At 55.2% G+C, this 22779-nt stretch carries 22 protein-coding genes, 1 pseudogene and 1 other annotated feature; of the genes and pseudogenes, 8 read left to right on the top strand and 15 right to left on the bottom strand.

Translation table 11 applies throughout. The annotated features are described in order from the left end of the window. Positions 1 to 29: 29 nt before the first annotated feature. Positions 30 to 629, top strand: a complete 600-nt coding sequence (satP, locus tag DW56_RS04595) for an acetate uptake transporter (protein WP_024551213.1) — start codon at positions 30 to 32, stop codon at positions 627 to 629. 50 nt (positions 630 to 679) lie between these two features. Here the strand turns inward: satP and DW56_RS04590 are convergent, their stop codons facing one another. The 3 genes from DW56_RS04590 to tal all read right to left on the bottom strand — a co-directional run bounded on the left by DW56_RS04590 (position 680) and on the right by tal (position 3751). Next, entirely contained in the window at positions 680 to 1987 is a 1308-nt protein-coding gene (locus tag DW56_RS04590) for an MFS transporter (protein ID WP_024551214.1), read from the bottom strand. Positions 1988 to 2114: 127 nt separating this feature from the next. Next, complete coding sequence (mog, locus tag DW56_RS04585) at positions 2115 to 2702, bottom strand: molybdopterin adenylyltransferase (RefSeq protein WP_024551215.1); 588 nt, start codon at positions 2700 to 2702, stop codon at positions 2115 to 2117. A 95-nt stretch (positions 2703 to 2797) separates the two neighbouring features. Further along, positions 2798 to 3751: a transaldolase gene (gene tal / locus DW56_RS04580; protein ID WP_024551216.1), complete on the bottom strand. Its 954-nt coding sequence runs from the start codon at positions 3749 to 3751 to the stop codon at positions 2798 to 2800. A 204-nt stretch (positions 3752 to 3955) separates the two neighbouring features. On the opposite strand from tal, the gene DW56_RS04575 reads away from it, so the two are divergent. After that, entirely contained in the window at positions 3956 to 5389 is a 1434-nt protein-coding gene (locus tag DW56_RS04575) for an alanine/glycine:cation symporter family protein (RefSeq protein WP_024551217.1), read from the top strand. A gap of 79 nt (positions 5390 to 5468) precedes the next feature. After that, positions 5469 to 6242 (top strand): peroxide stress protein YaaA, encoded by a 774-nt coding sequence (gene yaaA / locus DW56_RS04570; protein WP_024551218.1) that lies wholly within the window; start codon positions 5469 to 5471, stop codon positions 6240 to 6242. A gap of 30 nt (positions 6243 to 6272) precedes the next feature. Here yaaA and DW56_RS04565 read toward each other — a convergent pair whose 3' ends face one another. From DW56_RS04565 to yjjY, 7 genes are all read right to left on the bottom strand, one after another. Then, a complete protein-coding gene (locus DW56_RS04565) occupies positions 6273 to 6545 on the bottom strand; it encodes a DUF2502 domain-containing protein (RefSeq protein ID WP_024551219.1) in 273 nt (90 codons plus the stop codon). Between the two features lie 212 nt (positions 6546 to 6757). Further along, positions 6758 to 8047, bottom strand: coding sequence for a threonine synthase (thrC, locus tag DW56_RS04560; protein WP_024551220.1), 1290 nt, complete (start codon positions 8045 to 8047; stop codon positions 6758 to 6760). 3 nt (positions 8048 to 8050) lie between these two features. Beyond that, positions 8051 to 8980: a homoserine kinase gene (gene thrB / locus DW56_RS04555; RefSeq protein ID WP_024551221.1), complete on the bottom strand. Its 930-nt coding sequence runs from the start codon at positions 8978 to 8980 to the stop codon at positions 8051 to 8053. 1 nt (position 8981) lies between these two features. Beyond that, positions 8982 to 11444 carry a bifunctional aspartate kinase/homoserine dehydrogenase I gene (gene thrA / locus DW56_RS04550; RefSeq protein WP_024551222.1) on the bottom strand — a complete coding sequence of 821 codons (2463 nt, stop codon included), beginning with the start codon at positions 11442 to 11444 and terminating at the stop codon, positions 8982 to 8984. A gap of 24 nt (positions 11445 to 11468) precedes the next feature. Further along, positions 11469 to 11586 (bottom strand) — a sequence feature (Thr leader region). Beyond that, positions 11525 to 11593: a thr operon leader peptide gene (gene thrL / locus DW56_RS22315; RefSeq protein ID WP_071789709.1), complete on the bottom strand. Its 69-nt coding sequence runs from the start codon at positions 11591 to 11593 to the stop codon at positions 11525 to 11527. (Overlaps the previous feature by 62 nt.) 210 nt (positions 11594 to 11803) lie before the next feature. Further along, complete coding sequence (locus DW56_RS04545; RefSeq protein ID WP_024551223.1) at positions 11804 to 12493, bottom strand: tRNA/rRNA methyltransferase; 690 nt, start codon at positions 12491 to 12493, stop codon at positions 11804 to 11806. Positions 12494 to 12887: 394 nt separating this feature from the next. Further along, positions 12888 to 13028, bottom strand: a complete 141-nt coding sequence (gene yjjY / locus DW56_RS22310; RefSeq protein ID WP_049293858.1) for a YjjY family protein — start codon at positions 13026 to 13028, stop codon at positions 12888 to 12890. A gap of 96 nt (positions 13029 to 13124) precedes the next feature. On the opposite strand from yjjY, the gene arcA reads away from it, so the two are divergent. Further along, the gene (gene arcA / locus DW56_RS04540) at positions 13125 to 13841 is read left to right on the top strand and encodes a two-component system response regulator ArcA (protein ID WP_024551224.1); all 717 of its coding nucleotides are present in this window, start codon (positions 13125 to 13127) and stop codon (positions 13839 to 13841) included. Positions 13842 to 13968: 127 nt separating this feature from the next. Here arcA and DW56_RS04535 read toward each other — a convergent pair. Both DW56_RS04535 and creA read right to left on the bottom strand, forming a co-directional pair. Continuing rightward, positions 13969 to 14160 (bottom strand): annotated as a pseudogene (locus DW56_RS04535) (response regulator); the annotation flags it as partial. 16 nt (positions 14161 to 14176) lie between these two features. Beyond that, entirely contained in the window at positions 14177 to 14656 is a 480-nt protein-coding gene (creA, locus tag DW56_RS04530; protein ID WP_024551226.1) for a protein CreA, read from the bottom strand. A gap of 208 nt (positions 14657 to 14864) precedes the next feature. Between creA and robA the strand changes: the two genes are divergently transcribed. After that, positions 14865 to 15734, top strand: coding sequence for an MDR efflux pump AcrAB transcriptional activator RobA (gene robA, locus DW56_RS04525; RefSeq protein WP_024551227.1), 870 nt, complete (start codon positions 14865 to 14867; stop codon positions 15732 to 15734). On the opposite strand, the gene gpmB is transcribed toward robA, so the two are convergent. Beyond that, positions 15731 to 16378, bottom strand: coding sequence for a 2,3-diphosphoglycerate-dependent phosphoglycerate mutase GpmB (gene gpmB, locus DW56_RS04520; RefSeq protein ID WP_024551228.1), 648 nt, complete (start codon positions 16376 to 16378; stop codon positions 15731 to 15733). The two genes, robA and gpmB, sit on opposite strands and share 4 nt — an antisense overlap. A 54-nt stretch (positions 16379 to 16432) precedes the next feature. Between gpmB and yjjX the strand changes: the two genes are divergently transcribed. Then, entirely contained in the window at positions 16433 to 16948 is a 516-nt protein-coding gene (yjjX, locus tag DW56_RS04515; protein WP_029697225.1) for an inosine/xanthosine triphosphatase, read from the top strand. Here yjjX and trpR read toward each other — a convergent pair. Further along, complete coding sequence (gene trpR, locus DW56_RS04510) at positions 16939 to 17268, bottom strand: trp operon repressor (RefSeq protein ID WP_024551230.1); 330 nt, start codon at positions 17266 to 17268, stop codon at positions 16939 to 16941. The genes yjjX and trpR overlap by 10 nt on opposite strands. Positions 17269 to 17322: 54 nt before the next feature. Beyond that, positions 17323 to 19257 (bottom strand): murein transglycosylase, encoded by a 1935-nt coding sequence (sltY, locus tag DW56_RS04505; protein ID WP_024551231.1) that lies wholly within the window; start codon positions 19255 to 19257, stop codon positions 17323 to 17325. Positions 19258 to 19482: 225 nt separating this feature from the next. Here sltY and ettA point away from each other — a divergent pair, with 225 nt between their 5' ends. Together ettA and DW56_RS04495 are read left to right on the top strand one after the other, a co-directional pair. Then, on the top strand, positions 19483 to 21150 hold the full coding sequence (gene ettA, locus DW56_RS04500) for an energy-dependent translational throttle protein EttA (protein WP_024551232.1): 1668 nt from the start codon (positions 19483 to 19485) through the stop codon (positions 21148 to 21150). Between the two features lie 581 nt (positions 21151 to 21731). Then, a complete protein-coding gene (locus tag DW56_RS04495; protein ID WP_234409168.1) occupies positions 21732 to 22772 on the top strand; it encodes a capsule biosynthesis protein in 1041 nt (346 codons plus the stop codon). The last annotated feature ends 7 nt before the right edge of the window (positions 22773 to 22779 follow it).

Raw genomic sequence — 22779 nt, 5'->3', positions numbered from 1 at the left:
TAAATTTTTTACTTATTTTCTGAGGGTTTATGGGCAACACTTCGTTGGCTAATCCGGCTCCTCTGGGCCTTATGGGCTTTGGTATGACTACCATTCTGCTCAATCTGCATAATATCGGCCTGTTCCCGCTGGATGGCATTATCCTGGCGATGGGAATTTTTTACGGCGGCATCGCGCAAATCTTTGCCGGTCTGCTGGAATATAAAAAAGGCAACACCTTTGGTTTAACCGCTTTTACCTCCTATGGCTCCTTCTGGCTGACGCTGGTCGCGATTCTGCTGTTGCCGAAGTTCGGCCTGGCGGACGCGGCGAACGGCCACTTTTTGGGCGTCTACCTTGGCGTCTGGGGCGTGTTTACCCTGTTTATGTTCTTCGGCACGCTGCAAGGCGCTCGCGTATTGCAGTTTGTGTTCCTGAGCCTGACCGTGCTTTTCGCGCTGCTGGCGGCAGGCCATTTGCTGGATAACGAAGGCATTGTTCGTGTGGCGGGCTGGATTGGTCTGGTGTGCGGCGCCAGCGCTATCTACCTGGCGATGGGCGAAGTGCTGAACGAACAGTATGGACGCACCGTGCTGCCGATTGGCGAGCGTCGCGAGGCGACAACCGCCGCCGTTAACGCTTTAGCGTAAGTAAGACAAAAGGCCCACAATAGTGGGCCTTTTTATTACGCAGCCTCGCCTCAGGGATGCGCAGGCGAGCGTTTAGTCAGGCTGTCCGGCTTCTCTTTCTCCTGGCGCAGCCAGAAACCCACCCCCAGCCCCAGCAATGCCAGCGCCAACACGTACCAGGCAGGCGCCATCGGCGATACGTTCATCAGCAGTGTCACCAGAATCGGCGTCAGCCCGCCAAAAATGGCATACGCGACGTTATAAGAGAATGAAATGCCGGTAAAACGCACTTCCGCCGGAAAAGCGCGCACCATCACATAAGGCACCGCGCCGACAACGCCAACGCTAAAACCTGCCAGCCCATAAAGCGGGAAGAGATAATCCGGGTTGCCGGCGGTGAGATGATAGAAAAGCCAGCTGCATACGGCCAGCAGCAGACTGCCGCCAATAAAGGTTTTGCTGGCGCCCACCCGGTCCACCAGCGCGCCTGCCGCAAGGCAGCCCAGCGTTAACATAACGGTAGCGATGCTGTTGGCTTGTAAGGTTAAGGCAGGCGCAATGCCCAATTGCTTTTGCAGCCAGGTGGGAGACATTAAAATCACGACCACAATGCCCGCCGACAGCAGCCAGGTCAGCAGCATGGAAACCACCACCGCCTTTCTGTGATTCATCACGACCGACTTAAGCGGCAACTCTTCCGCCAGCGCTTTACGCTGCTGCATCTCAATAAAGACGGGCGTTTCCTGCAACCAGCGGCGCAGGTACATCGCAACCAGGCCAAACGCGCCGCCCAGCAGGAAAGGAATACGCCAGCCGCCATTGTGGATAGTCTGGGGAGTCATGCTGGTGTTAATCAGCGTAGCGACCACCGAGCCGAGCAAAATGCCGACGGTTAAACCGGCTGTCAGCGTGCCGCAGGCAATGCCGATGCGCTTTGCCGGCACATGCTCCGCCACAAAAACCCAGGCGCCAGGAACTTCGCCACCGATCGCCGCGCCCTGTAAAACGCGCATCAAAAGCAATAATAACGGCGCGGCAATCCCTAACGAGGCATAAGTCGGCAGTAAGCCGATAGCAAGCGTAGGCACCGCCATAAGTAAGATGCTGAGCGTAAACATCTTCTTGCGCCCTACCAGGTCGCCAAAATGCGCCATCACAATGCCGCCCAGCGGCCGCGCCAGGTAGCCTGCGGCGAAAATGCCGAAGGTCTGCACCTGACGCAGCCATTCAGGAATATCCACCGGGAAAAAGAGTTCGCCTACTACGGCGGCGAAGAAAACAAAAATAATGAAATCATAAAATTCCAGCGCGCCGCCAAGGGCGGCGAGCGTCAGGGTTTTATAATCCTGTCGGGCGAGAGGTCGCGTGTGTTCAGACATAAAAAGCCGCTTGTAAAGAGATGAGTTAGAATTAATTCACGGCGAGACCGTAAACCTATCCTTACTATAACGGCAGAATAACTTCACGCCAGAGTTAACTGGCGTTTATTTTATAATCTAAAAATAATCAGGATTTAATGTCACGAATAGCGCTTTTGGGACGAAAAGCCGCTACGACCTGCGGATCGGTTTCAACGTAAGGCCCGTCCAGCAACTGGATGCAATAGGGCACGCTGGCGAATATCCCCGGCACGATCGTTTCGCCGCTTTCCTGCTTCAACCCTTCAAGAGTCTCTTTTATCGATTTCGGCTGGCCGGGAAGATTAAGAATCAATGCCTGTTTACGAATTACGCCAACCTGGCGGGAAAGGATCGCGGTCGGCACAAAACGCAGGCTTATCTGGCGCATCTGCTCGCCAAAACCCGGCATTTCGCGGTCAGCGACAGCAAGCGTGGCGTCGGGCGTTACGTCACGCCGCGCGGGGCCGGTGCCCCCGGTCGTCAGCACCAGATGGCAGCCCATTTCATCCACCAGCTCACACAAGGTTTGCTCAATAAGCGGTTGCTCGTCGGGGATAAGCCGCGTTTCGATAACAAACGGGGTGGTAAGCGCCTGCGCCAGCCACGCCTGTAAGGCGGGAATGCCTTTATCCTGGTAAACGCCGCTGGAAGCGCGGTCAGAGATGGAAACTAAGCCGATGCGTAACGTGTTCATATCAATTCCGAAAAGAGATTCAGTTTACGAAATGATACACGCGAGCGGGGTAAAGCGGGAAGAAACGTGGCCGGAATGACCGGCCACGGCGGGCATTACAGCAGTGCTTCGACCATTTTTTCCAGTTTTTCCTGGTCAACGGCGAACTTGCGGATACCGTCCGCCAGCTTATCTACCGCCATCGGATCCTGGTTATGCTGCCACAGGAACTCAGACTCGGTGATGCGCTCCGGACGCGCTTTTACGTCGCCAGAATACGAAAGCTTACGCTCTACCGCGCCTTCGCTTTCCGCCAGCTCTTTAAGCAGCGCCGGGGCGATGGTCAGACGGTCGCAGCCCGCCAGCTCAAGGATTTCGCCAGCGTTACGGAAGCTTGCGCCCATCACTACAGTTTCATAACCGTGCTGCTTGTAGTACTGGTAGATCTCGCTTACGGAAACCACGCCTGGATCTTCATGCGGCGCATACTCTTTTTTATCCGTGTTGGCTTTGTACCAGTCGAGGATACGGCCAACGAATGGAGAGATCAGGAATACGCCAGCTTCAGCGCAAGCGCGCGCCTGGGCGAAGGAAAAGAGCAGCGTCAGGTTGCAGTTGATGCCTTCTTTTTCCAGCTGCTCCGCCGCGCGGATGCCCTGCCAGGTTGACGCCAGCTTGATCAGGATGCGGTCATTGCTGATGCCCGCATCGTTATAGAGCTTAATCAGACGCTTAGCTTTGGCGATGCTGCCTTCGGTGTCGTAAGAAAGACGCGCATCCACTTCGGTGGAGATACGGCCCGGGATCAGCTTGAGAATTTCCAGACCGATATTCACCGCCAGCTTGTCGGTTGCGTCAACAACCTGCTGAGCGCGATCGTTGCTCTGGCTTTTTGCCCAGGTCACGGCGTCATCAATCAGCTTGCGGTACTCAGGAATTTGCGCGGCGTTAAGGATCAGAGAAGGGTTGGTGGTGGCATCCTGCGGCTGATACAGCTTCATTGCCGCGATGTCTCCAGTGTCAGCCACTACGGTGGTGAACTGACGAAGGGAGGTCAATTTATCCGTCATGATAATGTTTCTCTTAAAACTTCGTGTTAGGGAGATGTAACCGGCCTGCGCTGATGATAACACGAGACACTTTCAGCGCAACCGGAGCAAGCGCTCACAGCCCCTGTGGTAAACTGCGTCGGCCTGTTACATGCAACATCCGGCAAAACAGAAGAACGGCACGCCAGCGCAGGACGATGCCAGACGGCGGCAAGAGGGAAACACATGTCAGACTTTCTTTATTTTATCAGCGAGATATTGTGGGGATCGGTGATGATTTACCTGCTGCTCGGCGCGGGTATCTGGTTTACCTGGCGCACTGGCGGCATTCAGTTCCGTTACCTTCGCCATTTCGCTAAAAGCCTGCGCAAAAGCGTAACTCCCGCCAATGACGGGCTGACCTCTTTTCAGGCGCTGTGCACAAGCCTCGCCGCCCGCGTCAGCGGCGGCAATATTGCCGGCGTGGCGATAGCCATTACGGCAGGCGGGCCGGGCGCGGTGTTCTGGATGTGGGTCGCCGCGCTTGTGGGCATGGCGACCTCTTTTGCGGAATGTTCGCTGGCGCAACTCTATAAATCGCGTGATGAAAACGGACGCTTTCACGGCGGTCCCGCCTGGTACATGGAGCGCGGCCTCGGCATGCGCTGGATGGGCGTTTTGTTTTCCGTTTTCCTGCTGATGGCGTTTGGTCTGGTCTTTAATGCCCTACAGGCTAACTCGCTTTCCCTTGCTCTGCACCAGGCGTTTCATCTTCCCAAATGGCTTATCGCTGCGCTGATGGCGATCGCCACGCTGCTGGTGATCCGACGCGGCATGAAGGGCGTCGCCCGTTTTTCGCAATGGATCGTGCCGGCGGCGGCAGGCGCCTGGGTGCTGACGGCGGCCATCGTCGTGCTGTTGAATCTGCCGCGCCTGCCTGAGGTCATGACGCTCATTTTTAAAAGCGCATTCGGCTGGCATGAAGCGGCGTCCGGCACGCTCGCCTGGACCATGAGCCAGGCGATAACCAGCGGCTTTCAACGCAGCATGTTTTCTAACCAGGCGGGCATGGGCTCCACGCCGAATGCCGCCGCCGCGGCAGCGTCATGGCCGCCCCACCCTGCCGCCCAGGGCATTGTTCAGATGATTGGCGTATTTATTGATACTGTGATTATTTGTTCCGCCACCGCAGCTATTTTATTGCTCTCCGGCGTGCAGGACTACAATGACGCATCCGTTAATGGCGTCACGCTGACGCAGCAGGCGCTCTCGACGCTTGCAGGGAACTGGGCGTCCGGTTATATCGCTATCATCCTGGCGTTTTTCGCCTTTACCTCGATAGTGGCGAATTACGCTTATGCCGAAAATAATCTGCGGTTCCTGACACGCAGCACGTTGCGCCATCAGCCGCTGCTTCGCGCAGGCACGCTGGCGATGGTGATCTTCGGCGTTTTCGCCGCGCTGCCTACCCTCTGGCAACTGGCGGATATCGCTATGGCTTTGCTGGCCATGACCAATCTTATTGCCCTTCTATTGCTCTCGCCTGTGGTGAAGCTAATTGCCGATGATTATCTTCGCCAGCGCAAGCTTGGCGTAAAGCCCGTGTTCGACGTTACTCGCTATCCCGAAATTGAAAGACAGCTGACGGCGGACAGCTGGAAGGATCTTCCCCGGGAGTGAAGGGGTTTTAATCGCACCGATTGGTCACTCCGCCGCTGATTTTTGGTAAAGTTCCGGGAAATATTGAGAAGGAAAAGAGATGCTGATTCTTATTTCACCCGCCAAAACGCTGGATTATCAAAGCCCGCTCGCTACGCAGCGCTTTACGCAGCCGGAACTGCTTGATCACTCACAGCAACTGATTGATGTGGCACGCCGCCTCTCGGATGAAGAAATTGCGGATCTGATGAGCATCAGCAGCAAACTCGCCGCGCTTAACGCCACCCGCTTCCATGACTGGCACCCCGACTTCTCGCCGCAAAACGCCCGCCAGGCGATCCTCGCCTTCAAGGGCGATGTTTATACCGGGCTTGAGGCGCAAACCTTCAGCGAAGAAGATTTTGATTTCGCGCAGCAGCACCTGCGCATGCTTTCCGGCCTTTACGGCGTGCTGCGACCGCTCGACCTGATGCAACCGTACCGCCTGGAAATGGGCACCCGCCTGGAAAACGCCAAAGGCAAAGACCTGTATAGCTTCTGGGGGGAAACCATTACTCATAAGCTTAACGAAGCGATTGCCGCGCAAGGCGACAACATCGTTATTAATCTGGCTTCCGATGAATATTTTAAAGCGGTCAAGCCTGGCAAACTGAACGCGGAAATCATCAAGCCCGTTTTCCTGGATGAGAAAAACGGTAAATTCAAAGTGATTAGCTTTTACGCCAAAAAAGCGCGCGGGCTAATGAGCCGCTTCATTATTGAAAAACGCCTGACGAAACCAGAGCAACTGGTCGACTTTAACAGCGAAGGGTATTTCTTCGACGAAGCGGCGTCCGGGCCAACGGAATTTGTCTTTAAGCGACACGAGCAATAACAAAACGCCAGCTTACGCTGGCGTTTTTTATTAACGATGATGGCGGCCATGGTCGTCGTGACCCTCAAAATGCGGGCCTGGTCGATGGTCACGGCCGTGCGGCTGCCAGTGTTTGTCGCGCCATTCATAGTGTTTATTCCACCATGCGCGGTCGCGCCAGTGACCGCCGTCCCAGTAGTTACCATGATGGTCCTGGTCGCCTATTTGCAGTTTTACGGCAGGCAGCAGGGTAATTTCGGCAGCCTGCAACGTTAACGGAGCCACCATCAGCATGGATAACGCCAGAATTATTGGTTTCAACATAGGTTACTCCTCACATCATCATTGCCCTGAATGGGTCGATGAGGAGAGCTTATGCTGAACTCGCCTGTCGCGTTAGTCTCTGCAATCCTAATTGCTAAGTTACCGCATCTATTGGGAATTTCTGCTTTTTTCCTGCCATATTTCTGCTGATTTCCTTCACAATTGCCGGTCAAAAAGACAAAAAAAGGAGAGGACTGGCCTCTCCCTGAAAGCTACTGCGCTTTGCTCATCATCAGCTCGCGCAGCGCGGCGAAATCCGCCGGCAGGTTATGCGAAAGCAATTCCTTGTCCGCGCGCTCCGCCAGCGCCTGCGGCAGGGTCAGCGGCTCGCCAAGGACTTCCTCCACGCTCTCGCGGAATTTCGCCGGATGCGCGGTGCCCAGGAACAACCCATATTCGCCCGGATGCAGCTGATCGCGCAGCGCGCGGTAAGCCACTGCCGCGTGCGGCTCTGATATGTACCCTTTTGATTTCAGCTCGCGCATGGTCGCTTTCGTGGTGTCGTCGTCGATTGCCGCCACGCCCAGATCTTTCAGGCGCCAGTTTTTACGGCGGAACAGCTCTTCCACGCGCGGCCAGTTATTCGGCTGGCTGACGTCCATGGCGTTGGAAAGGGTGGCGACGGTGAGGTTCGGCGACCAGTCGCCGTTTTGCAAAAAGCGCGGCACCGTATCGTTGGCGTTGGTGGCGGCGATAAAGCGTTTTACCGGCAGCCCCAGCGCTTTAGCGAGCAGGCCCGCCGTTAAGTCGCCAAAGTTGCCGCTCGGCACAGAAACAACCAGCTGATTACGCGCTTCCTGCGGCAGCTGCGCCACCGCCTCGAAGTAATAGCAAATTTGCGCCAGCAGGCGGCTGATGTTGATGGAGTTCGCTGAGTTCAGTCCAAGCTTCTGCTTCAGTTCTTCATCGTCAAAAGCCTGTTTGACCAGCGCCTGGCAGGCGTCGAAATCACCGTCGATAGCCACGGTTACAATGTTGCCGCCAAGCGTACAAAAGAGCTTTTCCTGCAACGGGCTGATTTTGCCGCGCGGGTAGAGAATGACAACGCGGACGTTTTTCAGGCCATAGAAAGCGTGAGCCACCGCCGCGCCGGTATCGCCCGACGTTGCTGTCAGAATCGTCACCGGCTTGTCGCCGCTGATATGGGTGAGCATTTGCGCCATAAAGCGCCCGCCGAAATCTTTAAAGGCCAGTGTCGGGCCATGGAACAACTCGAGGCAACCGACATCCTCTTCAACCTGCTTCACCGGCGCCGGGAAGGTAAACGCCTTGCGCACGCGCTCTTCCAGTATTTCCGGCGGAATTTCGTCGCCGATAAAAGCGGAAAGAATTTTGCTGCTGCGCTCAATGAAATCGAGCTCCAGCATGGCGTCGATATCCGTCAGGCTGAATTCCGGCAGGTCATGAGGAAAAAAGAGTCCCTGCTGTTTGCCAAGGCCCTGCGTGACGGCCTGCGCGAAGGAGACCTGCTCGTTATGATCTTTAAGGTTATAGAGTTTCATGTGTTATCCCAGTACTCGTGCGCCCGCCGTGTCGAGACGGCAAATATGTACAAAGCCTTCCTGATTTTGCAGGTAATGCTGGCCCAGCCAGTCAGCTACGCGCTGCGCGGTTTCAGGTTTATCGCAGACCGCGAAAAGCGTCGGCCCGGAGCCGGAAATGCCACACGCCAGCGCGCCGGTTTCCATCGCCGCCTGCCGCGCTTCGCCAAAGCCTGGCAACAGCTTTGTGCGGTACGGCTCGGCAATAACGTCCTGCATCAGCTTCGCGGCAAGCGCAGGCTGACGCGTATGGCAGGCGTGAATAAAGCCCGCCAGGTGACGGCCATGGGCGATGCAATCCTGGCGGCGATACTGCGCCGGAAGAATAGCCCGCGCTTCGGCGGTGGAGACCTTGATTCCCGGATAAGCCAATACCCAGAGCCACTCCTCAAAGCCTGGCACGGACTGGCTGATAATGCCGTTTTCTTCAATCATCAGCTGCATGCCGCCGAGGAAGCAGGGCGCGACATTGTCATAGTGCACGCTGCCGGAAATGCGCCCTTCCAGCTCGCCCATCAGCAGCAGCAGCTTCGAATCGCTGAGCGGTTTGCCGCAATATTCATTCATCGCCACCAGCGCCGCCACCACGGAACAGGCGCTAGAGCCAAGCCCGGAGCCAATGGGCATGTTTTTCTCAAGCGTCATCGCCACCGGCACGGTTTTACCGATTTCCTGACAAAAACGCTCCCAGCACTGCCAGACAATATTTTCCCGGGGCTCGGTCGGTAACTTATCGGCGAAGCGGCCCAGGTTGCGCACGCTAAAACTTTCTGCCGACTCAACCGAAACGTAATCGCCTAACAGCGCGCCATCCACCGGCGTTACCGCCGCGCCCAGCACGTCAAAACCGACGCTCATATTCGCGCTGGAAGCCGGGGCATAAACTTTCACCATATTAAACTCCTAACTTCCATGAGAGCGTACGCAGCAGGTCCGCAAATACGCCCGCCGCCGTTACGTCATTTCCTGCGCCGTAACCGCGCAGCACCAGCGGCAGCGGTTGATAGTAATGGCTATAGAACGCCAGCGCATTTTCGCCGTTTTTCACTTTATAAAGCGGATCGTTGCCATCCACAGCAGCAATTTTCACGCGGCAAACGCCGTCCTCTTCAATATTGCCGACATAGCGCAACACCTTGCCCTCGTCGCGGGCTTGCGCCACGCGGGCTGAAAACTCGTCATCCAGTTGCGCTAGCCGCGCCATAAAGCTTGCCACGTCGCCAGAGGCATCAAAACTTTGCGGCAGTACCGGCTCGATAACAATATCGGCAAGCTCAAGGCTGCGTCCCGTTTCACGGGCGAGGATCAACAACTTGCGCGCCACATCCATACCGGAGAGATCGTCGCGCGGATCGGGCTCGGTATACCCCATTTCACGCGCGATGCCGGTGGCTTGCGACAGGCTCATCCCTTCGTCCAGCTTGCCGAAAATAAAAGAGAGCGAGCCGGAAAGAATGCCGGAAAAACGCTGCAACTCATCGCCTGCATTGAGCAGGTTTTGCAGGTTTTCAATCACGGGCAGGCCTGCGCCAACGTTAGTGTCGTAGAGAAACTTGCGGCGCGATTTCGCAGCCGCGTGGCGCAACTGGTGGTAATAGGCCATGGAAGAGGTGTTCGCCTTTTTGTTCGGCGTGACCACATGGAACCCTTCGCGCAGAAAATCAGCGTATTGATCGGCAACCGTCTGGTTAGAGGTGCAGTCGACAATAACCGGGTTCAGCAGATGATACTCTTTCACCAGTCGAATCAGGCGGCCCAGATTAAACGGCTCTTTCGCCTCCGTCAGTTCCGCACGCCAGTTTTCCAGATCAAGACCGTGTACGTTGGTCAGCAGCGCTCTGGAGTTGGCTACGCCGCAAACGCGCAAATCAATATGTTTTTGCTTAAGCCAGGCCTGCTGGCGTTTTAGCTGTTCCAGCAGCGCGCCGCCTACGCCGCCCACGCCAATAACAAACACTTCGATAACCTGGTCGGTATTGAACAGCATCTGGTGCGTTACGCGCACGCCGGTCGTGGCATCGTCGTTGCTAACCACCACTGAAATAGAGCGCTCGGAAGAGCCCTGCGCGATGGCGACGATATTGATATTTGCCCGGGCGAGCGCGGCGAAGAATTTCGCGGAGATGCCGCGCAGCGTGCGCATGCCGTCGCCCACAGCGGAGATAATAGCCAGCCGCTCCATGATAGAAAGCGGCTCCAGCAGCCCCTCTTTCAGCTCCAGATAGAACTCTTCTTCCAGCGCCTTACGCGCCCGCACGCTGTCGCTCTGCGGCACACAAAAGCTGATGCTGTATTCGGAAGAAGACTGGGTGATGAGCACAACAGAAATACCGGCGCTCGACATCGCGGCGAATACGCGCGCCGCCATGCCCGGCATCCCTTTCATGCCTGGGCCGGAGACGTTAAACATCGCCATGTTGTTCAGATTGCTGATGCCTTTCACCGGCAGGCCGTCTTCGTCACTGGTCGCGCCAATCAACGTGCCAGGCGCTTGCGGGTTGCCGGTATTTTTAATCAGGCAGGGGATCTGGAACTGAGCGATTGGGGAGATGGTGCGAGGATGAAGCACTTTGGCGCCGAAATAAGAAAGCTCCATTGCCTCCTGGTAGGACATCGACTTCAGCAGCCTGGCGTCCGGCACCTGGCGCGGGTCGCAGGTATAAACGCCATCCACGTCGGTCCAGATTTCACAACAGTCGGCGCGCAGACAAGCGGCCAGGACGGCGGCGGAATAGTCAGAGCCGTTGCGGCCCAGAACGACCAGCTCGCCTTTTTCATTTCCGGCGGTGAAGCCCGCCATCAGGATCATATGGTCTGCGGGAATTTTACTGGCGGCAATGCGGCGGGTGGATTCGGCAATATCGACAGTGGATTCAAGATAGTGGCCCACCGCGAGCAGTTTTTCGACAGGATCGATGACGGACACCTTGTGGCCTCGCGCTTCCAGCAGGGCCGCCATGATAGCGATAGACAGCTTTTCGCCCCGGCAGATAAGCGCGGCGTTAATGCTGTCAGGACACTGGCCCAGCAGGCTGATGCCGTGCAGCACGTGTTTTATCTGGGCGAACTCTTGCTCGACGGCCGCCTTGAGGCGGGCCAGCGGGAAGCCGGGTTGCGCTTCGGCAAGACCGTTAAGCAAGTCGGCAAAAATGTGTTCAGCGTCGTTGATGTTCGGCAGCGCATCCTGGCCGCTAATGGTTTTTTCAATCATCGCCACCAGGTGGTTAGTAATTTTCGCCGGGGCAGAGAGCACGGTCGCTACCTGCCCCTGTCTGGCGTTACTTTCCAGGATATCGGCAACGCGCATAAACCGCTGCGCGTTTGCCACTGATGTACCGCCGAATTTCAACACTCGCATGGTGGATCCTCTTGATTTTTGGTCGAAAAAAAAGCCCGCACTGTTCAGGTGCGGGCTTTTTTCAGTATTTCCTGTACGCGTCAGCCCGCCCCGTTACCTGTGGTAATGGTGGTGGTAATAATTGTGGTAATCAGGCTGGTGCGGATCATGGATGTTGTGTGCTCTTAATCAGGACTTTCTTGTGTTAGTGCTCTATTGGTTAAAGGATTGGCTGCGGCAAGTCAATGAATATTTCATTTACGCACGGGGCGAAAGCAACTGCCGTTGCGCTGCTTTCGCCTCTCCCTTCATCCGGTTCCGTTGCCATTGCCCGCGCTTATCCAGCACATAAAACTAATAAGATAAACTTATCAGGATTTTTATCCGGCGAGTTTTTTTTCAATATCGTGCAGCAATCTGTGCAACATGGCGGTGTCTCTTTGCTCAAGCAGGCCGATTCGTTGCTGAACCCAGTCCGCCATTTTCAGATCATCCGCGACGTCGAGCAGGGTGAGCAGGTTGCTCATTCGCTGTCGCAAAGCCTGTAGCTGATGCGTATCGACCATCTGCTGCGTTTCCATCGGCGCTTCCCGTACTAACTCCGTCAGCTGGTAGCAGTAAACCATGACCGCTTGCCCGAGGTTAAGAGAAGGATAGTCCGCCACCATCGGCACGCCGGTGAGAACATCCGCCAGCGCCAGCTCTTCATTGGTGAGCCCTGAATCTTCCCGGCCGAATACCAGCGCCAGCGTGCTCATCCACTGCGCTTTTTCTTTCATGACCGGCAGTAGCTCTTGCGGCGTGGCGTAGTAATGAAACTTTGCCCGGCTGCGGGCCGTTGTGGCCACGGTAAAATCCACATCCGCCAGCGCCTGCTCAAGCGTGTCGAATTCCTGGATGTTGTCGATGATATCTCCCGCGCCGTGCGCCACTCTGCGGGCTGCGGGCTCCCGATGCGCTTCGCTTGCGACGATGCGCAACTCGGTGAATCCCATTGTTTTCATCGCGCGGGCGGCCGCGCCAATATTTTCAGCCCTGGCGGGAGCAACCAGGATTACAGGCAAACGCATAAGCTTCTCAATAGCAGATTAAAGGTTAGAAAGGCAGCACAGCTCACATAATACGCAGCGCAAATTTACATTATTCCAACATACCGACGCGGATTAACGCCTTATTAATCATAAATAGTTTTGATAGTTCATTCAAAAAATCGCAGCGGCAGCGTATAGACTTTCTTTGCTATCTGGTTGTTTATTATCAACAAAAACGCAATTTTACGTCGATTTCATTAGATCGCGAATTGTTTATCATTTAATTGACGTAACGGCCTGAGTTATTAAGAAAATGTAATTAAAGTCAGGAATACGCTACGATGATTTCATTGAACTGTTAACGTGCTACAATTGAATTTGATATATGTCAACGAAGCGTAGTTTTATTTGGTGTCGGCAGCCTCTCAACCTGTTATGTTGCTGTTAAAGTGGTTAGGATGTCAGCCGTTTTTGACACCGTCGGGTCCAGAGGGAAAGTACCCACGACCAAGCTAATGATGTTGTTGACGTTGATGGAAAGTGCATCAAGAACGCAATTACGTACTTTAGTCACATTAGGCCGGACATGTTAATTCGGGACATGTACCAGGCAGGTCAGGGACTTTTGTACTTCCTGTTTCGATTTAGTTGGCAATTTTAGGTAGCAAACATGCAGACCCCGCACATTCTTATCGTTGAAGACGAGTTGGTAACACGCAACACGTTGAAAAGTATTTTCGAAGCAGAAGGCTACGATGTATCCGAGGCGACTGATGGCGCTGAGATGCACCAAATCCTCTCTGATAATGATATCAACCTGGTCATCATGGATATCAACCTGCCGGGCAAAAATGGCCTGCTGCTGGCGCGCGAACTGCGCGAGCAAGCTAACGTGGCGTTGATGTTCCTGACCGGGCGCGACAATGAAGTGGACAAGATTCTGGGCCTTGAAATCGGCGCGGATGATTACATCACCAAACCCTTCAACCCTCGCGAATTAACTATCCGCGCGCGCAACCTGCTCTCCCGCACCATGAACCTGGGCACGGTGAGCGAAGAACGCCGCAGCGTGGAAAGCTATAAGTTCAATGGCTGGGAACTGGATATCAACAGCCGTTCGCTGATTAGCCCTAATGGCGAGCAGTACAAGCTGCCGCGCAGCGAGTTTCGCGCCATGCTGCACTTCTGCGAAAACCCGGGCAAGATCCAGTCCCGTGCAGAACTGCTGAAAAAAATGACGGGCCGGGAGCTTAAGCCGCACGACCGTACTGTTGATGTCACTATCCGCCGTATTCGCAAGCATTTCGAATCCACGCCGGATACGCCGGAAATCATCGCCACCATTCATGGCGAAGGTTACCGTTTCTGCGGTGATCTCCAGGAATAACCGGCAGGCTAACGCAATAACGTAAAAATGGGCGGATAATCCGCCCATTTTTATTGCCTCACGTTCACGATTTATTATTTCCAGAGCCGAAAGCGATCTTCCTGCGCGTCAGGCTAAGCCGTTGTTGCTCAAAACCGCTGATATCCGGCAGGCCGACGTCCAGCACGATCACATCAGGAAGCGCTTGCCGGGCGGCAGTCAACACGGGCAATCCACGCTCAAACGCGCGTACTGTAAACCCTTCGAGCTGCATGACATAAGCCAGCGCTTCGCTAATGCTGGTTTCATCCTCCACCAGCCAGACGGTTGTCTGATTCATCCTTAAGCCCTGTGAATTATCGGGTCTGCGCCCACGGCATAATTGGCACTGCGCTTAGCGCATTTTTTGGCGAGCCTTCCACCACTTTGTCGGAGTAAGCCAGATAGGCAAGCGTGTTGCGCTTTTCATCATAAAAACGCACCACCTGCAATTTTTTGAAGATAAGCGAGGTACGTTTCTGAAACACCACAATGCCTTTGCCTTTAGCGGCCTTGATCTTCTCGCTCAGCTCAATCGGCCCTACTTGCTGACAGGAAATCGCAGCATCTGAGGTGTCTTCCGCAAGCCCAAGGCCGCCTTTAATTCCGCCTGTTTTGGCCCGGCTCAGGTAGCAGGTGACATTTTTTACATCCGGATCGTCAAAAGCTTCCACCACAATTTTATGGTCTGGCCCAAAAATCTTGAAGACGGTGTCAACTGATCCAATCTCCTCGGCATGCACGCCGCCGGCAAAAGCAAAAAGCAGAGCTGACGCTACTAAGACCTTACATTTCATATTGTTACCATATTTAAAAATTGATCGAGGTGACTATTTGCTAGTTTCTCAGGAAAACCAAAACTATCAGCGGTTTATAAGCTTCAAAAGCAAAATGTATCCTGATACGCACGTCTCGCTAAGAAAAACACGCAATGCTAAAAGAACAAAAAATGCTACTATTCGCTACCTTAATTGAAGGCACTCGCATTCAGGATGAGGATTAACTATGGATCAGGCTGTGATCATTCGCGATCTGCTAACCTGGCTGGAAGGCCATTTGGATCAGCCCCTTTCTTTGGATAATGTGGCGGCCAAAGCAGGCTATTCCAAGTGGCATTTACAACGGATGTTTAAAGAAGTAACGGGTCAGGCGATTGGCGCCTATATTCGCGCGCGTCGACTTTCAAAATCGGCTGTCGCTTTGCGTCTGACCGCTCGTCCTATCCTGGATATCGCGCTGCAATATCGTTTCGATTCACAACAAACTTTCACGCGCGCCTTTAAAAAGCAGTTTTCCCTGACGCCCGCGCTTTACCGTCGCGCGGCAGACTGGAACGCCTCTGGCATTTGTCCGCCTATCAGGCTGGGGGATTTTACGCCGCCGCAGCATAAATTTGTCACGCTTGCGCCAACGCCGCTGGTGGGATTAACGCAAAACTACACCTGTTCGCTGGAAGAGATCTCTGATTTCCGCCACGAGATGCGCGTGCAGTTCTGGACGCAGTTTCTTGCCAATTGCCCGACACTGCCGCCAGAGCTGTACGGCCTGAACGAAACCCGCCCCAGTTATGAAAAGGATGACGAGCAGGAGGTCTTTTACACCACCGCGCTTTCGCCGGAACTGGCAGATGGCTGTATCCAGAATGCGCGTCCGGTCATGCTTGAGGGCGGCGATTATGTGCAGTTTACCTATGAAGGCCCGGGTAGCGGCCTACAGGAATTCATCCTGACCGTTTACGGCACCTGCATGCCCGCCCTGGGCCTGACGCGCCGTAAAGGTCTGGATATTGAGCGCTACTTCCCGGCAAGCGAAAAGCGCTCTGACCAGCGTCCCGTTTATCTGCGCTGCGAATATTTGATTCCGCTGCGCCGTTAACGCTGCAACTCATCCAGCGCGGGCGCGTCCAGATGCGAGACGTCGCCCGCCGTCTCAACCACCCAGCCAGAAGCAAGCCACGGGCTTTGCTGATAATCCACACGGGAAATAGAGCAGTTGCGCAGGCGTAATCGCCGCTCGGCATAAGCCGGCAGCCCCAGTATCGTACTGACCAGACAGCCCAGCGCCATACCGTGACTCACCAGCAGCGGGCGGCTCCCCGGCGGCAGATCCAGGCAAGCGTTCAGCGCCGCGTGCATTCTTTCGCTCATCTCCTGCATCGACTCGCCGTCGGGAATACGACCATCCGGCGTGCCGTTAACAAGCTGTCGGCGCCAGCCTTCTTCTTCTTCGGTGAGCGACTCGATATGCCGTCTTTCCAGTACGCCCATATCCAGTTCGCGAAGACGCGGGTCAAGTTGCACATCGCAGCCGCAGGCCTCAGCGATAATTTCCGCGGTGCGCCGCGTACGGCCCAAATCGCTTGCGATAATGTGGGTAATGCCGAGCGTTTTTGCCCGCTCCCCCACCTGCCATGCCTGGCGCTCGCCTTTATCGGTAAGTTGACTGTCAGACTGCCCCTGAATACGGCGTTCGGCGTTCCACTGCGTTTCACCGTGGCGAACAAGGTATACCTGTAACATGCTTTTTATCCGTTATACTGCTTCGAAATTTATTCGTCAGAGTGTTAGTTGATTATGTACGAAGTTGTCTGCGCAACAACCAACCCAGCCAAAATTCAGGCTATTCTGCGGGCATTTAGCGAGATTTTTGGCGAGGCATCCTGCCATATAGTCTCTGTCGACGTCGAGAGCGGCGTTCCGGAACAGCCCTTCGGCAGCGCAGAAACCCGCGCCGGCGCGCGTCAGCGCGTCGTTAATGCGCGCCAGGCGCAACCGCAGGCCGATTTTTGGGTGGCTATTGAAGCGGGGATCGATGATGACAGCACCTTCAGTTGGGTGGTTATCGAAAACGCTGAACAGCGCGGCGAAGCACGCTCCGCCACCCTTCCCCTGCCTGCCGTGATCCTGGAAAAAGTGCGCGCTGGCGAAGCGCTGGGGCCAGTTATGTCCGCCTGGACCGGCATTGATGAAGTGGGTCGTAAGGAAGGCGCAATCGGCATTTTCACCGCCGGTAAACTGACCCGTAGCAGCGTTTACCACCAGGCGGTGGTCCTCGCGCTCAGCCCCTTTCACAACGCGATTTACCGCTGACTGCTCAACAGCTCTTGTTCAAGCCAGGCGCGCAGCTCCGGCGGCGCCGCTTTCAGGCTGTTGGAGCCGCGCGTGATTGTCGCAATACCGGCGCCCAGCTCGCTTTTAAGCTCGCGCTGGCTCATCTCTCCGCGCAACAGCTCTTCGATAATTCGCACCCGCGTGCCAAGCGCCGCGCGCTCATCCGGCGTGAGTAAAAGCGTTAAAAGGGGAAGATGCAGCTGTTCGTCAAAAGACTGCTTCAGCAACTCGACGAAGCGAAGCCACTCCTGGTTGCTCTGTTCGGCATGCGCCGCGGAATAGGTAGAATGCTGAGTCATGATAGGCTGCCATACTATTTAACTAGTACGGCAGCATAGCACAAAGCGGGCGAATCAGTAACGACGCTGCCACTCCGCGTCGGTCATCAGCACCGGTTTATCCCCCATGAAATAGCGGTAATAAGCATCGTATGCCAGCACGTTTTTCACGTAACCTCGCGTTTCCGAGAACGGTATGCTTTCAACAAACGCTACCGCGTCGATACGCGCCGCGCTGTTGCCAAGCCAGGTGCGTACGCGCCCGGGACCGGCGTTATACCCTGCGGACGTCAGAATACGGTTGTTGCCGAATTGTTCGTAGACGTACTGCAAATAGCTGGTGCCGATGTTGATGTTGGTTTCCGGGTCAAGCAACTGGCTTACGCTGCTGTACCCCGGAATGTTAAACATCTTCACCGTGTGGGTCGCCGTGCCGGGCATAATTTGCATTAATCCCGAAGCCCCTACCGGCGAGCGGACTTTCGGGTTCCAGGCGCTCTCCTGACGCGCTATCGCCATCGCATAGCTTGTGGTAACCGATTTACCGCTGACGTAGCGTTCAAAAAGATCTTTGTACGCCAGCGGGAAACGCTCTTCCAGCTGGTCCCATAGTTTGCCCGCGATAGTGGCCTGCACGCTGAGATCCCACCAGCGTTGGTCAAAGGCGTAACGCGCCAGCGCCGCTTGTTCCTGTTTCGGACGGCTGGTGATCAGGTTCGCCCATTCGCTGCGCGCGGTATTGTCCATGTTCCAGTACATCAGCTCGCGCACGCGGGCCATCTCCGGCCCCTGAAAAAGCGCTGCGTTGACCGCTGGCGCTTTATCAACGCGCAGCGGGTAATCTTCATTCAGCCGCTGCGCCGCCGCCATCGGGTAGAAGCCGCGCTGCTGCATTAGCGAATGCAAAATAGTTTTCGCTTCTTCATCGCGCCCGCGCTCCATCAGCAAATCCGCCTGCCAGTAGCGCCATTCGTCTTTCTCTTTCGCTTCCATCGGCAGGCGCGCAAGCCAGGTATTCAGGCCATTGCGGTCACCCGCGCCAAGCGCGATGCGAATACGACGTTCAATAAGCGAGGTGGATTGCGAACGCATAATCACATCATCGCGCCAGCGCGCCTGCTCGCTGGTGATGTCGTTGCCCATCAGGCGCCACGCCACAATCTCTTTCAGCTCCTGCGTTTGCTCTTCATTGAGCTGCTGCGCCTGTACCAGCGAAGGGATCATTAACCGTGCGTTTTCCGCATCCTGACGGGCTACGCTTGCAAACGCCACCGCCGCCATCTGGCGGGTAAAATCGGTGGCGCCTACGCTTCGGGCAAAGGTCATTACGCTGTCAGGGTCATTAGCAAGGCTAACCAGCGCGCTGGAAATCGTCTGATAATCCGCAGGCAGCTGCGTCGCCAGCGTGTTGACAAGCCGTGTATTGCCCGCTTTCATCGCCAGCCGGATGCGCTCCAGATAAGCCAGCGGATCCTGCGTGCCGGAACTGCGCCACGCGGAGAAGAGACGGTCACAGGCGCCCGGTAAATTTTTACCGGTCAGCCAGAGGTTTTTGGCGCCTTCCCATGCCGCCTGCGCATCGCCAGCGTTCCATTTCGCATAGTAGTAATTGCATTTTGCCTCGGTGCTGCCCGGCGGCTCGGGACTAAACGCCAGCAGGCCGCGCCAGTCTTCGCGTCGCGCCAGCTCATTTACAAAGCGCGATTTTAGCGTGCGGGAAGGCGGCAGCGTTGGGTTAGCCTGAATAAACTGGCTTACGGTCAGCGAAGGCTGATTCATGAGATCGTCGCTGAGCTGACGATATTGCAAATAAGGATAAAGCGGATAAGTTTGCAGCGTGGGCATTAGCTGCTGCACCACATCCATCTGGCGGTTATCCCACGCTTGTTTGATTTGCGCGTAACGGCTGCGCTGCTCATCCAGCGAATCAGCGCGTGCGGCCTGGCTTAGCGAGAGCAGGCACACCCCTGCCGTTAACAGCCGCCAGGCAACCTGTTTGGCTTTCCCCACAACAACTCCTCACAGTGAAATGACATCGCAGCATCGTGCCGCTTTAATTAGCTATTCCTTCATGCTAACCAGGGCGGTGCGGTTGCGCCACGTTACAGACAGTTTTTTACCCACCTCACGCTCCGGCCTCTCCCCACCCTTGTTGGCTGGGATTAGCAAAGGAAAAAGGCTACACTGCGCAGTTGGGAAACACCTTTATCACGATAAAAGAGGCGAAGTCGCAACGTGGCTCAATTCGTTTATACCATGCATCGCGTCGGCAAAGTCGTACCGCCGAAGCGACATATTCTGAAGAACATCTCTCTGAGCTTTTTCCCGGGCGCCAAAATCGGCGTGCTGGGCCTAAACGGCGCCGGTAAATCTACCCTGCTGCGCATCATGGCCGGCATCGATAAAGATATCGAAGGGGAAGCGCGCCCGCAGCCGGGCATTAAAATCGGCTACCTGCCGCAGGAACCGCAGCTTAACCCTGAACACACCGTTCGCGAATCCATCGAAGAAGCGGTGGCGGAAGTGGTTGACGCGCTGAAGCGTCTGGATGAAGTCTATGCGCTGTATGCCGATCCGGATGCCGATTTCGACAAGCTGGCGGCTGAACAAGGCAAGCTTGAGGAGATTATCCAGGCTCACGACGGCCACAACCTGAACGTCCAGCTGGAGCGTGCGGCGGATGCCCTGCGTCTGCCGGACTGGGACGCCAAAGTCGCCACCCTTTCCGGTGGTGAGCGTCGTCGCGTGGCGCTCTGCCGTCTGCTGCTGGAAAAACCGGACATGCTGCTGCTCGACGAACCGACCAACCACCTGGATGCGGAATCCGTGGCGTGGCTGGAACGCTTCCTGCACGACTTTGAAGGCACTGTCGTGGCAATCACCCACGACCGTTACTTCCTCGACAACGTAGCGGGCTGGATCCTCGAACTGGACCGCGGCGAAGGCATTCCGTGGGAAGGCAACTACTCTTCCTGGCTTGAGCAGAAAGATCAGCGTCTGGCGCAGGAAGCGTCTCAGGAAGCCGCTCGTCGTAAATCGATCGAGAAAGAGCTGGAGTGGGTGCGCCAGGGCGCGAAAGGCCGTCAGTCTAAGGGCAAAGCCCGTCTGGCGCGCTTTGAAGAGCTTAATAACACCGAATACCAGAAACGTAACGAAACCAACGAACTCTTTATTCCGCCGGGACCACGCCTGGGCGATAAAGTCGTTGAAGTCAGCCATCTGCGTAAGTCTTACGGCGACCGCGTGCTGATTGACGATCTGAGCTTCTCAGTGCCCAAAGGGGCGATTGTCGGGATCATCGGCCCGAACGGCGCGGGTAAATCCACGCTGTTCCGTATGATGTCCGGGCAGGAGCAGCCGGACAGCGGCACCATCACCCTTGGCGAAACCGTTAAGCTTGCTTCCGTTGACCAGTTCCGCGACGCCATGGACAACAGCAAAACCGTCTGGGAAGAAGTTTCCGGCGGGCTGGACATCATGAAGATCGGCAACACTGAAATGCCAAGCCGCGCTTACGTAGGCCGCTTTAACTTTAAAGGCGTAGACCAGGGCAAACGCGTCGGCGAGCTTTCCGGCGGCGAACGCGGTCGTCTGCATCTGGCGAAGCTGTTGCAGGTGGGCGGCAACATGTTGCTGCTCGACGAACCGACCAACGACCTGGATATCGAAACCCTGCGCGCGCTGGAAAACGCCCTGCTGGAGTTCCCGGGCTGCGCGATGGTTATTTCGCACGACCGCTGGTTCCTCGACCGTATCGCCACGCATATCTTGGATTATCAGGATGAAGGTAAAGTCGAGTTCTTTGAAGGCAACTTCACTGAGTACGAAGAATATAAGAAACGCACGCTGGGAGCGGAAGCGCTGGAGCCGAAGCGTATCAAGTACAAACGCATCGCGAAATAAAACCCCATGGCCTTCCTTGCGAAGGCCATTTTATTGGTTATGTCGAATCGATAATTCTTTTTTATACCCTCGGTAACTTCTGTTTCAAAAAACGCAGCTAAAAACCAGTTTCTTATAAAGTAAATATATTTAATGCTCAGGCTAGCAAAATAGGACACTTATAATCCTGGCCTGTCTTTTCCATTCCGCCTACTCTCTCGACTAATAATAGCCGGGCAATTATAGTTTGCGTGCATTCCTCGCTGGGCTCAGAAGCGTGCTTGCCCGCCCTTCATATTGCAGCGCAGCCATAACAGGAACAGAACAGGGATAGCCGCGTCATGGCGAGGTTTACTACACCGACCGCGGCGTTCATCAAGGTTGATGAGGTTTCTGAATCTGACAGGTAATAACACGTAACGTACGACACTGCTTATCAGCTATCAGCAAAGCATTTTCTGAAATTACCGCAATCGAGTCATATTAGCCGTATGCGCATTAAAAAACTGACCGTCTTATTAGCAGGCCTGGTAAAAAAAGGTTTACCCGCGGCCTTTACCGTTTTGCAACGTTATACCGGCCGGGTCGTCATTTTAATTCCCATGGCGTTATTAATGCTTTATCTGGTTATTTTTAGTCAGCCGCGCTATTTAAGCGAATCCAAAGTAGCGATAAAGCGGGCAAGCGATCTGGATAACAGCAGTCTGAATATCGGCTTGTTGATGGGCGCCGCTAACCCCAGCTCCGCGGAAGATGCGCTTTATTTAAAAGAATACCTTCATTCGCCGGATATGCTGGCCATTCTTGATAAACAACTTGATTTCAAAAAGGCGTTTGGCGAAAGCGGCCTGGATTTTTTCTATCACCTTTCACGTGATGCCACAGCAGAAACCTTCCTTGAGTATTATCGCCACCGCATCACCATCGATTTTGATAACAAAAATGGGCTGTTAACGATTCAAACCCAGGGTTTTAGCCCTGAGTTCGCCCTGCGTTTCAACCAGGCGGCGCTTAAAGAAGCAGAACGTTTTATTAACGAGCTCTCTCATCGCATCGCGCGTGACCAGCAACGCTTTTCTGAGGAAGAGCTGGCCAGAGCGAGCGCGCGGCTAAACCGCAGCAAAGGGGCTTTGCTCGCCTACCAGAACAGCAACAACGTGCTGGACCCGCAGGCGACGGCGCTGGCGGCCAATACGCTGGTAAACAATCTGAACGAGCAGAAAATCAAGCTCGAAACCGAACTGCGCAATTTGCTGACTTACCTGCGTGAAGATGCTCCACAGGTGGTCACCGCGAAGAACGCGCTCACCTCTGTAGAAGCGCAAATTGAAAAAGAACAGCGCAACATTACCGCCCCGGAAGGCGACAAGCTCAACCGTATGGCGGCAGATTTTGACGAGCTGAAATCAAAAGTCGCCTTTGACACCGATCTCTATCGCCTGGCGTTGACGGCGACTGAAAAGACCCGTGTCGAAGCGGCGCGCAAGTTAAAAAGCCTCTCGGTGATCAGCTCGCCGCAGCTGCCGCAGGAATCGCGTTTCCCCAATGCGCCCTTCCTGCTGGCAAGCTGGTTTTTAGTCTGCGGCCTGCTTTACGGCACCCTCCGGCTTTTATTGTCCATCGTGGACGACCACAGAAACTGAATTTTCG

Origin of the sequence: Franconibacter helveticus LMG 23732 (assembly GCF_000463115.2) — a bacterium.
GTDB classification, from domain to species: Bacteria; Pseudomonadota; Gammaproteobacteria; order Enterobacterales; family Enterobacteriaceae; genus Franconibacter; species Franconibacter helveticus.
The sequence above is the reverse complement of the archived record's forward strand: the minus strand, read 5'-3'. Positions and strand labels throughout refer to the sequence as shown.